Source organism: Streptomyces sp. NPDC046939 (genome assembly GCF_040644575.1).
Taxonomy (GTDB): Bacteria; Actinomycetota; Actinomycetes; order Streptomycetales; family Streptomycetaceae; genus Streptomyces.
Genome location: NZ_JBEYWV010000004.1, coordinates 281,094 through 293,945, shown reverse-complemented (window position 1 = coordinate 293,945; position 12,852 = coordinate 281,094). Strand labels below are relative to the sequence as shown.

Below are 12,852 nucleotides of genomic sequence, written 5' to 3'. Positions count from 1 at the left end.
AGAAAGCTCCTTGCGAGGGAAGTGGGGGAGCGAGCTTTGCCGTGCATGTGGTGCATGTGATGCATGTGGTGCTTGCGGTGCGGGGAAACTCTGGCAGTTGACAGCTGTACATGTCATGTACGTGACCGCAGGTTGGCCGGAATTCGTTCGTTGAGCGAAAACTGACGCACGCAATGCGAACGGCATGTGAACGAATTCGCGTGGAGGAAACAAAAGGGAAATGTGAACGGGCGCGCCGGCCCCGGGAATTGCCTCACCGGGGCGGCGCGCCCAGACCGTGCGGGGTCGTCCCGACCCGCTTACGGGAACGTCAGCTTGAACTGGTTGATGTAGCCGGTGTCCGACGCGCCGAGGTCCTTCACCTGGAGCTTCCAGGTGCCGTTGGCGGTCTCGGTGGAGGCGTTGACCGTGTACGTCGTCTTGATGTCCGGGGTCGGGTCGTACGTCGACGAGTGCAGCCGGTACGCCTTCCCGCTCGGGCCGATCAGGTCGACCTGGAGGTCACCGCTCCACGCGTGCACGATGTCGACGCCGACCTTCAGCGTGGACGGCGCGTTGCCGCTGATGCCGGAGACCGTCAGCGACGAACTGACCGCCGAGCCCGGGTAGTCCGGGATGTTGACGTCGGTGTCGTTGGTGAACACCTTGCCGGTGCCCGGGTCGCCGCCGCCGGAGCGGGCGCCGACGTTGATCGCGGCGAACGCGTCCTGGACCGCCTTGTACTCGGCCGACGTCGTCCCGTACAGCTCACCCGCCGCCGCGAGGGCACCGGTGCGGGCGCCCGCGTAGTTCGTGGTCGAGGTGAACTTCGTGGTCAGCGCCTTGTACCAGATCAGCGCCGCCTTCTCGCGGCCGATGCCGGTGACGGGCAGGCCGTCGGAGGTCGGGGAGTCGTAGCTCGTCCCGTTGACGACCTTCGCGCCGCTGCCCTCGCTGAGCAGGTAGAAGAAGTGGTTGGCCGGGCCCGAGGAGTAGTGCACGTCGACGCCGCCGATACCGGAGTACCAGGAGTCCTTCGACGCGCCGTCCTTGCTCGGCTTGTCCATGTAGCGCAGCGGGGTGCCGTTGCCGTTGATGTTGATCTTCTCGCCGACGAGGTAGTCGCCCGGGTCCGCGGAGTTGTTGGCGTAGAACTCGACGGCCGCGGCGAAGATGTCCGACGTCGCCTCGTTCAGACCGCCGGACTCACCGCTGTAGTTGAGGCCCGCCGTGTTGGAGGTGACGCCGTGCGTCATCTCGTGCGCGGCCACGTCGAGCGAGGTGAGCGGCTTGCTGTTGCCGCTGCCGTCGCCGTACGTCATGCAGAAGCAGCTGTCGTCCCAGAACGCGTTCACGTAGTTGTTGCCGTAGTGCACGCGGCTGTACGCCCCGACGCCGTCCCCGCGGATGCCGGAGCGGCCGTGCACGTTCTTGTAGTAGTCCCACGTCATCGCGGCGCCGTAGTGCGCGTCGGCGGCGGCCGTCTCGGCGTTGGACGGGCTGCCGTTGCCCCACACGTCGTCCAGGCCGGAGAAGAGAGTGCCGGTGCCCGAGGTGCCGCGGTTCAGGTTGTACGTCTTGTGGCCGCCGCGCGCGGTGTCGTTCAGCGTGTACGACGAACCCGACTGCGAGGTGCCGAGGGTGACGGTCCCGCTGTACTGGGTGTTGCCCGTGCCGTTCTCGACGGCCTGCCACTCGTGCAGCTTCTTGCCGGTGGCCGCGTCGGTGATGACGTGCAGCTCGTTCGGCGTGCCGTCCTCCTGGAGGCCGCCGACGACGGTCTCGTACGCGAGCGTCGGCTGCCCCTTGGCCGCGCCCTGGCCCAGCCAGACGACCTTGCGCGGCGCCCGGTCGGCCTCGGTCTTCTTCGAACCGTCGGCCCTGGCGAGCGTCAGCGCCTGCGCCTCGGCCGCGGCCGGCTTCACGTCGGCCGTCGTGTCCACGCCCTTGAGCTGGGCCTTCGACGCCTTCGTGATGTCCTGCGCGGCACCGGACTTCGTCTTCTCGACGATCAGGTCACCGCCCAGGACGGGCAGGCCGGCGTAGGTGCGCTCGTAGCGGGTGTGGGTCGTGCCGTCCTGGTCCTTCAGCACGTCCCGGACGACGAGCTTCTCCTGGGCGCCCAGGCCGAGCTTCTTCGCGGTGTCGGCCTTCGCCTTCGTGGTGTTCGCCGCGCGCAGCAGCTCCGCGCGTTCGGCGGGGGAGAGCTTCGCGGGGAGGGCGCCCGGGTCGGCGCCGCGGGTGGCGTTCGCCGTGATGGCCGAGGCGGCCTGCGCCGTGTCCGCGCCCGCGCCGGCGGAGGCCGGGGCCGACTGGAACGCGACGGCGAGCAGGGCGGTGACGGCGCCGACGGCCGCGGCTGCCGTGGCCCGGCGTCTGTGGGAGGTGGAGGTGCTTCTCAACGCTGACTCCTTCTGCGCGGCCGCATGTGGGTGTGCGGCCAGTGGGGACCGGGCGGCGTTTGGCCGGCCGGGCAGAACGCAGTGCAGGCAGTGCGGGGTGTGCGGGTGGAGCGGGTCGAGCGGGTCGAGCGGTGAATCCGGTCTGGCCGCGACTTGGCTGTGGGGCAGCTGTGCGGTGGCCGAACGGAAGAGTGGCAGTAGAACGTGGGTGCTGTCAGGAGCGCGTCAACAGGTTGGCCGGAAATGGTTCGGTGCGCGGGGGTGGGTGTTCGATATGCGGGGTGGGGTTCGGGCGGGGCCCGGGCGTTTGTGGGGGGTGTGTTCGGGTGGGGCGGGGGTGGGGTGGGCCCGGCCGGAATCTGCTTCCCGTGGCTTGAAATGGTCGCCCGGCGACTTGGCTGAGCCCTGGGGCTCCGCCCCGGACCCCGCTCCTCAATCGCCGGAGGGGCTTGAGGAGCAGGGCTGGATCTGGCGGGTCTGTTCAGCTCACCAGGCTTTCTCGCCACGCCCTGTGCAGGTTCGCGAAGCGGCCCGTTCCTGCGATCAGTTGGGCCGGGGGGCCGTCCTCCACCACCTTGCCGTGTTCCATCACCAGCACCCGGTCGGCGATCTCCACCGTCGACAGGCGGTGGGCGATGACGACCGCTGTGCGGCCGCGCAGGACCGTGTGCATCGCGCGTTGCACCGCCCGCTCCCCGGGGATGTCGAGGGAGCTGGTCGCCTCGTCCAGGATCAGTACCGCCGGGTCCGCGAGGAGCGCCCGCGCGAAGGCGACCAACTGGCGCTGGCCCGCCGAGATCCGGCCGCCGCGCTTGCGCACGTCCGTGTCGTAGCCGTCGGGGAGCGCGGTGATGAAGTCGTGCGCGCCGATCGCCTTCGCCGCTTGTTCGATTTCATCGCGGGTCGCTTCGGGGCGGCCGATCGCGATGTTCTCGGCGACCGTGCCGGAGAACAGGAACGCCTCCTGGGTCACCATGACGACCCCGCGCCGCAGCTCGGCGTGGGACAGGTCGCGCAGGTCGACGCCGTCGAGGAGGACCTGCCCGTGCGAGGGGTCGTAGAACCGGGCGAGCAGCTTGGCCAGGGTGGACTTGCCCGCGCCCGTCGAACCGACCACGGCGACCGTCTGGCCGGCGGGCAGCACGAGGTCGAAGCGCGGGAGCACCTCGCCGCCCGTGCGGTAGCCGAACGAGACGTCGTCGAAGCGGACTTCGCGGCCGGGGCGGCCCTCGCGCGGGGCGGGCAGGGAGCGCGGGGACGAGGGCTCGGGGACGGACGGGGTCTGTTCGAGCAGGCCCGCGATCTTCTTGAGGGACGCGGCCGCCGATTCGTAGGAGTTGAGGAACATCGCCAGGCGGTCGATGGGGTCGTAGAGGCGGCGGACGTAGAGCACCGCCGCCGCGAGGACACCGAGGGCGAGTGTGCCGCCCGCGACGCGGTAGGCGCCCCACAGGACCATGCCCGCGACCGCCGTGTTGGCGAGGAGGCGGGAGCCCACGACGTAGCGCGCCATCTCCAGCAGGGCCGTGCCGTTGGAGCGTTCGTGGCGGTGGTTGAGGACCGCGAAGTGCTCGTCGTTGGCCTGCTCGCGGCGGAACGCGCGGACCGGGCGGATGCCGTTCATCGTCTCGACGAACTTGACGATGACCGCCGCGATGGCCGAGGACCGCTCCCCGTACGCCCGCGCGGCGCGTCGCCGGTAGCTCTGGATGAGGAAGGACAGCGGGATGAAGGAGAGCGCCGCGACCGCGCCGATGCCGAGGTCGAGCCAGAGCAGCGTCACCGTGATGTAGAGGGAGGCGAGGACGACGTTGACCAGTTCTTGCAGGCCCTCGGAGAGCAGCTCGCGCAGGGACTCGACGTCCGTCGTGGCGCGCGAGATGACCCGGCCCGAGGTGTACCGGTCGTGGAAGTCGACGCTGAGCGCCTGCGCGTGGCGGAAGATCCGGTCGCGCAGGTCGAGCAGCACGTTCTGGCTGACGCGGGCGGAGAACTGGATGTACGCGTACTGGAACGCGGCCGAGCAGCACGCGGTGAGCAGGAAGCCCGCGCCGACCGCGATCAGCGGCCCGTAGTCGTGGTCCCGGAACGCGGGCACCGCGCGGTCGATGGCGTACGCGACGATCAGCGGCCCGGACTGCACGGCCGCCTGCTGGAGCAGCAGCGCGAGGACGGTGAGCCAGACCCCGCGGCGGTGCGGCGCGAGCAGGGAGCGCAGGAGGCGGCCCGTCGCGCCCTTCGTCGTGGGCAGGTCGTCCCGGTCGAAGGGGTCGGCGGGGGAGGGGGGCCGGACGGCCTCGTCCCGCTCGGCCGACTCGTCGGGGGTCGTCCCCGTGTTCGCCGTGGTCGTCATCGGTGCGCCGCCTCTTCCCGCTCGCCCGCGGTCTCGCCCGACATCAGATGCCGGTACTCCGCGCTGGTGCGCAGCAGTTCGTGATGGGTGCCGACCGCGGTGACGCGGCCTTCGGAGAGCAGGGCGACCCGGTCGGCGAGCAGCACCGTGGAGGGGCGGTGCGCGACGACGAGGGCGGTGCTGTCCGCGAGGACCTGCCGTAGCGCCGCCTCGACGGCGGCCTCGGTGTGCACGTCGAGCGCGGACAGCGGGTCGTCCAGGACCAGGAAGCGGGGTGCGCCGACGACCGAGCGGGCGAGCGCGAGCCGCTGCCGCTGGCCGCCGGAGAGGCTGAGCCCCTGCTCGCCGACCTCGGTGTCCACCCCGTCGGGCAACCGGTGCACGAAGTCGGCCTGGGCCACGCCGAGCGCCCGCTCCACCTGCTCCGGTGTCGCGTCGACGGCGCCCATCAGCACGTTCTCCGCGACGGTCGCGGAGAACAGGGTGGGCTCCTCGAACGCCATCGAGACCAGGGTGCGCAGCTCCTCGCGCGGGATCGCGGTGATGTCGCGCCCGTCGAGCGTGATGCGGCCCGCCGTGACGTCGTACAGGCGCGGCACGAGCGCGGTCAGTGTCGTCTTGCCGCTGCCGGTCGCGCCGACCAGGGCCATGGTCTCGCCGGAGCGGACGTGGAGGTCGATGTGGCGGAGCGTCGGCTCGGAGTCTTCGGCGGCGTCGGGGTAGCGGAAGGCGACACCCTCGAACCGCAGCCCGTCGGCGCCCTGTTCGCCCTCGGCGGGGCGCACGCGCGGGTCCTCCTCGGGCTCGTCCATGACCTCGAAGTAGCGCCGGGTGGCGGTCGCCGCCTCCTGGCTCATGGCGAGCAGGAAGCCGATGGACTCGATGGGCCAGCGCAGGGCGAGCGCCGTGGACAGGAACGCGACGAGCGTGCCCGCGGACAGGCCGCCGTCCGCGACCTGCACCGTGCCGATGACGAGGGCCGCGCCGAGCGCCGCCTCGGGCAGCAGCGTGATCACCGCGAGGATGCCCGCGAGGAGCCGCGCCTTGACGAGCTCGGTGCCGCGCAGCGTGCGGGAGAGATCCTTGAAGGCGCGGGCCTGGCTGCGGTGGCGGCCGAAGCCCTTGATGATCCGGATGCCGAGCACCGACTCCTCGACGACCGTGGTCAGGTCGCCGACCTGGTCCTGGGCGCGGCGGGACGCCTCCGCGTAGCCGTGCTCGAACCGGTAGCAGACCGCGATCAGCGGCACGGCGGGCGCGAGCAGGACGAGGCCGAGGCCCCAGTCCTGCGCCACGAGAAGGGCGAGACCGGCGGCGATCGTCACCCCGTTGACGATCAGGAACGTCAGCGGGAAGGCGAGGAACATCCGCACGACCATGAGGTCCGTCGTGGCGCGCGACAGCAACTGACCCGAGGCCCACCGGTCGTGGAAGGAGACGGGCAGCCGCTGGAGGTGCCGGTAGAGGTCGGCGCGCATCGCCGCCTCGACGCCCGCGAGCGGCCGGGCCACCAGCCAGCGCCGCAGTCCGAACAGGAGCGCCTCCGCGACACCGAGCGCGAGCAGCAGTCCGGCGCCGAGCCAGACGCCGCCCGGATCGCGGTCGGTCACCGGGCCGTCCACGATCCACTTCAGGACCAGCGGGAACACGAGCCCCAGACAGGACGCGACCACGGCGATCACCGCCGCGCTCGCCCAGCGCGCCCGCACCGGCCGTACGTACGGCCACAGGCGCAGCAGTGTCCGCGCCGCCGACCGCGGCGCCTGTGCGCCGAGTTGACCGCTGTCGTCGAACCGCTCCGGGCCCTGATCCGTGGTAGCTGCATCCGTAGTCGCCATCAGGGGTGAGACTACGGTTCGGCACTGACATCGCCCAGTGGGTTTTCGCCGCCGCCGGACGCGGGGTCGTAGCGCCGGTCAACCGATCGGTTGATGCGGCTCCGAGCGCGATGGCCGATGCGGCGGGCGGCCCCGGCGGGCGAATCTGGGTCCATGACCACCACCAGTGCACCGCTCATCGAGGTCACCGGGCTGCGCAAGGCGTACGCCGGGCGGGCCGTCGTCGACGGGGTCTCGTTCACCGTCCGGGAGGGCGAGATCTTCGGGATCCTCGGGCCCAACGGGGCCGGGAAGACCACCACCGTGGAGTGCGTCGAGGGCCTGCGCGTACCCGATGCCGGGCAGGTGTGCGTGGCCGGGCTCGACCCCGTGCGCGACCACGACGAGGTCACCCGGATCCTCGGCGCGCAGCTCCAGGAGAGCGAGGTCCAGGCGAAGCTGACCGTACGGGAGGCCCTGGAGCTGTACTCCGCCTTCTACCCCGACCCGCTCGACTGGCGGCCCCTCGCGGAGCGGCTGCGCCTGGAGGAGAAGCTCGCCACCCGCTTCGCCGCGCTCAGCGGCGGCCAGAAGCAGCGCCTGTTCATCGCGCTCGCGCTCGTCGGCAACCCGCGCGTCGTCGTCCTGGACGAGCTGACCACCGGGCTCGACCCGCGCGCGCGGCGCGACACCTGGCAGCTCATCGAGGACGTCAGGGACAGCGGTGTCACGGTGCTGCTCGTCACGCACTTCATGGAGGAGGCGCAGCGGCTCTGCGACCGGGTCGCCGTCATCGACAAGGGGCGCGTCGCCGCGCTCGACACCCCGGCCGGGCTGATCAGCCGGGCCGCCGGGTCGACCGTCATCTCCTTCACGCCGTCCGCGCCCCTCGACGAGCGTGAACTGGCCGCACTGCCCGGCCTCGCGAGCGTGGAGCACCGCGACGGCCGTACGACGCTCACCGGCGGCGACGAGACCGTCAACGCCGTCATCAGCCTCCTCGCCCGGCACCACGTCACCGCCCACCACCTCCGCGTCGCCGACGCCACGCTCGACGACGCATTCCTCGACCTGACGGGAGCCGGCCGACCATGACCACCCCCACCCTCACCGCCGCCCACGCGCGCGTGCCCGGAGCGAACTCCGCCGTCCTGCGCAGCGAGATCCGGCTGTTCCTGCGCGAACCCGGCGCCCTCTTCGGCATCGCCGTCTTCCCGCCCGTGCTGCTGGTGATCCTGGGCTGCGTCCCCGCGTTCCGGGAGTCCGGCTCGGGCCCCGGCGGATTGCGCCTCATCGACGCGTACGTGCCCGTCACCGTGCTGCTTCCACTGATCGTCGCCGGGCTCCAGGCGATGGCGCCGGTCATCGCCGGATACCGGGAGCGGGGCATCCTGCGCCGCATGTCGGCCACGCCGGTCCGCCCGCCCGCGCTGCTCGGCGCGCAGATGGCGATCCACGGCGCGGCGGCCCTCGTCTCCTCCCTCCTCTCGCTCGCCATCGGACGGCTCGCGTTCGACGTACGGCTGCCGCAGCAGGTGCCCGGCTACGCGCTGGCGCTCGTGCTCAGCGTCGTGGTGGCCCTGTCGCTCGGCGCGCTGGTCGCCGCACGCGCGCGTACCCAGAAGATCGCGGGCGCCATCGGCTCGGCCGTGTTCTTCCCGAGCATGTTCTGCGCCGGGGTGTGGCTGCCGGTGCAGTCGATGCCGGACGCGCTCGCGCGGGTCGTCGAGTGCACCCCGTTCGGCGCCGCGTCCCAGGCATTGAGCGAGGCGGCGGCCGGGGACTGGCCCCACTGGGTTCACCTCGGCGTCCTCGCCCTGTGGGCCGTCGCCCTGTCCGGCGCGGCGGCGCGCTGGTTCCGCTGGGAGTGACCCGATGAGCGAGGCGGTAGCCATGCAGACTGAGGACATGACGACGGGAACGGACCGGCGCGACGCCGCCGACGAAGCGGCGAGGACGGTCCAGGAGCGCTGGGCCAACTTCCACCGCTACGGCCCCTGGGGGCTGCTCGCCGTCGGCATCGTCCTGTCCGTCGCCACCGCCCGCGTCGTCGGCATGGACCGGCTCGACTGGTACCTCTTCGTGCCGCTGTCCGTCGCCGCCGTCGCCCTCCAGGCGTGGTGGGGCCGCGCGATGCGCACCAGGCCGGGCCCCAGCCGCGCGGGCGTCCTCTACTACTGGGTCCGCTGGGCGATCGCCTTCGTCGGCTCGCTCACCAACCCGTTCTACGTGTTCTACGCGGCCTGCGGCTACTTCGACATCGCCCGCCTCGTACCGGCCCGGCAGATCAGGCCGGGACTGTTCGCGGCGATCGTCGTCGTGGCGGGCTCCCAGTCCGGCGGACTGCCGCCGGGCGACAGCTCGGGCTGGATCCTCTTCGGCGGCCTCCTCGCGGTCAACTCCGTCCTGGTCGGCTTCATGGGCCACATCAACAACAAGGAGCAGGAAGCGGCGCGCATCCAGATCGAGACGATCGACGAACTGGCGCGCACCAACGCGGCGCTGCAGCAGGCGATGGACGAGAACGCCCAGTTGCACACCCAACTCCTCGTCCAGGCGCGGGAGGCCGGGGTCGCCGACGAGCGCCGCCGCCTCGCCGCCGAGATCCACGACACCATCGCGCAGGGCCTGACCGGGATCATCGCCCAGCTCCAGGTCGTCGCCAACGCGCCCACCCTGGACATCGCCCGCGAACACCTCGACCGCGCCTGCGACCTCGCCCGGCACAGCCTCGGCGAGGCCCGCCGCTCCGTGCACAACCTCTCACCGGCCGCCCTCGCCGACGCGAGCCTGCCCGAGGCGCTGAAGAAGACGGTCGCGCAATGGTCCGTGCGGACCGGGGTCCGCGCCGACTTCACCCTCACCGGAACCGCCGAGCCGCTCCACGACGAGATCGAGGCGACCCTGCTCCGCATCGCCGAGGAAGCCCTCTCGAACGCGGCCCGCCACGCGCACGCCACCCGCGTCGGCGTCACCCTCTCCTTCATGGCGGGCGAGGTCACCCTCGACGTACGGGACGACGGGCGCGGCTTCGACCCCGTCGCCCTGCCCGCCCGCACCGGCACCGCGGGGTTCGGCCTCGACGGGATGCGGGCCCGCGCCGAGCGCCTGGCCGGCGCCGTCACCGTCGAGTCGGAGCCGGGGGGCGGTACGGCGGTCTCGGCTCGCGTACCGTTGGTCCGCCATGACCGATGACCCCGCGATGGGCGACCCCATCACCCTCCTCGTCGTCGACGACCACCCCGTGGTCCGCGACGGGCTGCGCGGCATGTTCGACTCCGCCGACGGCTTCACCGTCCTCGGCGAGGCTGCCGACGGGGTCGAGGCGGTCGCCCGCACCGCCGCACTCGACCCGGACGTCGTCCTGATGGACCTCCGCATGCCGGGCGGCGGCGGCGTCGACGCGATCAAGGAGCTGACCCGGCGCGGGGCCCGCGCCCGCGTCCTGGTCCTCACCACGTACGACACCGACTCCGACACCCTCCCCGCGATCGAGGCGGGCGCCACGGGCTACCTCCTCAAGGACGCCCCGCGCGAAGAGCTGTTCACCGCGGTGCGGGCCGCCGCGGAGGGCCGTACGGTCCTCTCCCCGGCGGTGGCGTCCCGCCTGGTCACAGCGGTCCGCGCGCCGTCGGTCCCGGCCGACGAGACGCTCTCCGCCCGCGAACGCGAGGTCCTGCTCCTCGTCTCCAAGGGCACCTCCAACAAGGAGATCGCCCGCGAGCTGTTCATCAGCGAGGCCACGGTCAAGACCCACCTCACCCACATCTACGCGAAGCTCGGGGTGAAGGACCGGGCGGCGGCGGTGGCGGTGGCGTACGACCGCGCGATCCTCGGCGATCGCCCGCGTCCCTGAGCGTCTGCCCCCTTCGCGCCGATCTCGGGTGCGGCTTTCGTCGTGGTCGCTCGCGCAGTTCCCCGCGCCCCTGAGATGCGCACTTCGTGCGCCATCTCAGAGGCGGAGATGCTGCACGAAGTGCGCATCTCCTGATGGAGGCGCGGCGAAGCCGCATGCCTCCAGGGGCGCGGGGAACTGCGCGACCAGCCACGACGCGACCCGCACCCGCCGACGGTCCCACCTAGGGCACAACCCGGAGCAACATCACCGTCCGCCCCCCGACCCGTACCGTCGCCCCCGCCCCATAAGACACCCCGGGCCCGACACCCTGCTCCTCCACCCCCGTGTCGACGACCACCTCGTACCCGCCCGCCCCCGCCCAGGGCTCCCCGGGCAGCACGAAATCCCGCTCCTCCGCGCCCGCGTGCATCAGCACCAGGAAGCTGTCGTCCAGCACGCGCCGGCCCCGCGCGTCCCGCCCGGGTATGTCCCGCCCGGACAGATACATCCCCAGCGTCGCGGTGGGCGCGAACCAGTCGCCTTCCGTCATCTCCGTACCGCGCGACGTGAACCAGGCCAGATCCCGCAGCCCGTCGGCGGACCGGGGCCGGCCCGAGAAGAAGGCCCGCCGCCGCAGCACGGGGTGTGCGTGCCGGAGTGCGATCAGCCGGGCGGTGAGGTCGAACAGGGCCCGCCAGCCGGGGTCGTCGAGGAGCGACCAGTCGACCCAGCCGATCTCGTTGTCCTGGCAGTACGCGTTGTTGTTGCCGCGCTGGGTGCGCCCGAACTCATCCCCGGCGACGAGCATCGGCACCCCGGTGGAAAGCAGCAGCGTCGTCAGCATGTTCCGCAACTGCCGTCTGCGCAGGGCGAGGACGTCCGCGTCGTCGGTCTCGCCCTCGGCGCCGCAGTTCCAGGACCGGTTGTCGTTCGTGCCGTCGCGGTTGCCCTCGCCGTTCGCCTCGTTGTGCTTGCGGTCGTAAGTGACGAGGTCGCGCAGGGTGAAGCCGTCGTGCGCGGTGACGAAGTTGACGGACGCGTAGGGGCGCCGTCCGCCCCACGCGTACAGGTCGCTGGAGCCGGAGAGGCGGTAGCCGAGGTCCCGTACGTCGGGGAGCGCGCCGCGCCAGAAGTCCCGTACGGCGTTGCGGTAGCGGTCGTTCCACTCGGCCCAGAGCGGGGGGAACGCGCCGACCTGGTAGCCGCCGTTGCCCACGTCCCACGGTTCCGCGATCAGCTTGACCCGGCGCAGGACCGGGTCCTGGGCGATGACGGCGAGGAAGGGGGAGAGCATGTCGACGTCGTGCATGGAGCGGGCGAGCGCCGCCGCGAGGTCGAAGCGGAAGCCGTCGACGCCCATCTCGGTCACCCAGTACCGCAGCGAGTCGGTGATGAGCCGGAGCACCTGCGGCTGGACCACGTGCAGCGTGTTGCCGCAGCCCGTGTAGTCGGCGTAGCGGCGGGCGTCGTCCTGGAGGCGGTAGTAGCCGCGGTTGTCGATCCCTTTCAGGGACAGCATTGGGCCCAGTTCGCCCGCCTCCGCCGTGTGGTTGTAGACCACGTCGAGGATCACCTCGATCCCGGCGTCGTGCAGCGCCCGCACCATCCGCCGGAACTCGCCGACCTGCTGCCCGGCGGTGCCGCTCGCCGCGTACGCCGCGTGCGGGGCGAAGTAGCCGATCGAGTTGTAGCCCCAGTAGTTCCGCAGCCCCCTCCGCAGCAGGTGGTCCTCGTGCGCGAACTGGTGCACGGGGAGCAGTTCCACCGCCGTCACCCCGAGCCGCGTCAGGTGCTCGATCGCCGCCGGGTGCGCGAGGCCCGCGTACGTGCCCCGCAGCTCGGGCGGTATGCCGGGGTGCAGGCGGGTGAAGCCGCGTACGTGCAGCTCGTAGATGACCGAGTCCGCCCAGGGGGTCTTGGGGCGGCGGTCGTCCTGCCATTCGTCGTCGGGCGCGTCGTCGTGGACCACGACGGCCTTGGGGACGTACGGGGCCGAGTCCCGGTCGTCGCGCACGGTGTCGGCCACATGCTGCTGCGGCCAGTCGCGGACGTGCCCGTACACCTCGGGCGGCAGCCTGAAGTCTCCGTCGACGGCGCGCGCGTACGGGTCGAGGAGGAGCTTCGCCGGGTTCCAGCGGGCGCCGGTCCACGGGTCCCAGCGGCCGTGGACCCGGAACCCGTAGCGCTGTCCGGGCCGGACGCCGGGGACGAAGCCGTGCCAGATCTCGTCGGTGGACTCGGCGAGCGGGGAGCGCCGCTCGTGTCCGTCGGCGTCGAAGAGGCACAGCTCGACGGATTCGGCGCCGCCCGCCCACAGGGCGAAGTTGGTGCCGGCGACGCCGTCGGGGCCGACGCGGTAGCGGGCTCCGAGGGGTACGGGCGCGCCGGGCCAGACCGGTTCGACCGGGGGAGTGCGGCCGCGCTCCCGCTCCGGGCGGTACGCCGACGCGTGCACGGCCGGGT

8 protein-coding genes are annotated in these 12,852 nt (G+C 72.1%); 4 read left to right on the top strand and 4 right to left on the bottom strand.

The annotated features are described in order from the left end of the window. Positions 1-299: 299 nt before the first annotated feature. From ABZ877_RS06845 to ABZ877_RS06835, 3 genes are all read right to left on the bottom strand, one after another. Positions 300-2,381: a M4 family metallopeptidase gene (locus ABZ877_RS06845; RefSeq protein WP_361065504.1), complete on the bottom strand. Its 2,082-nt coding sequence runs from the start codon at positions 2,379-2,381 to the stop codon at positions 300-302. A 481-nt stretch (positions 2,382-2,862) separates the two neighbouring features. Continuing rightward, entirely contained in the window at positions 2,863-4,734 is a 1,872-nt protein-coding gene (locus tag ABZ877_RS06840; protein ID WP_361065500.1) for an ABC transporter ATP-binding protein, read from the bottom strand. After that, positions 4,731-6,572: an ABC transporter ATP-binding protein gene (locus ABZ877_RS06835; RefSeq protein ID WP_361065497.1), complete on the bottom strand. Its 1,842-nt coding sequence runs from the start codon at positions 6,570-6,572 to the stop codon at positions 4,731-4,733. The genes ABZ877_RS06840 and ABZ877_RS06835 overlap by 4 nt, the downstream gene beginning before the upstream one ends. Positions 6,573-6,725: 153 nt before the next feature. Between ABZ877_RS06835 and ABZ877_RS06830 the strand changes: the two genes are divergently transcribed. Genes ABZ877_RS06830 through ABZ877_RS06815 form a run of 4 tightly spaced genes read left to right on the top strand, consistent with a single transcriptional unit; the run spans position 6,726 to position 10,407 of the window. Continuing rightward, complete coding sequence (locus tag ABZ877_RS06830; RefSeq protein WP_361065493.1) at positions 6,726-7,646, top strand: ABC transporter ATP-binding protein; 921 nt, start codon at positions 6,726-6,728, stop codon at positions 7,644-7,646. Next, positions 7,643-8,422 (top strand): ABC transporter permease, encoded by a 780-nt coding sequence (locus tag ABZ877_RS06825; RefSeq protein WP_361065489.1) that lies wholly within the window; start codon positions 7,643-7,645, stop codon positions 8,420-8,422. The genes ABZ877_RS06830 and ABZ877_RS06825 overlap by 4 nt, the downstream gene beginning before the upstream one ends. Before the next feature lie 37 nt (positions 8,423-8,459). Beyond that, positions 8,460-9,746, top strand: a complete 1,287-nt coding sequence (locus tag ABZ877_RS06820) for a sensor histidine kinase (RefSeq protein WP_361065485.1) — start codon at positions 8,460-8,462, stop codon at positions 9,744-9,746. Continuing rightward, the gene (locus ABZ877_RS06815) at positions 9,736-10,407 is read left to right on the top strand and encodes a response regulator transcription factor (protein ID WP_361065482.1); all 672 of its coding nucleotides are present in this window, start codon (positions 9,736-9,738) and stop codon (positions 10,405-10,407) included. Before ABZ877_RS06820 ends, ABZ877_RS06815 begins: the two co-directional genes overlap by 11 nt. Before the next feature lie 223 nt (positions 10,408-10,630). On the opposite strand, the gene glgX is transcribed toward ABZ877_RS06815, so the two are convergent. Beyond that, a complete protein-coding gene (gene glgX, locus ABZ877_RS06810) occupies positions 10,631-12,844 on the bottom strand; it encodes a glycogen debranching protein GlgX (RefSeq protein WP_361065571.1) in 2,214 nt (737 codons plus the stop codon). Positions 12,845-12,852: the final 8 nt, after the last annotated feature.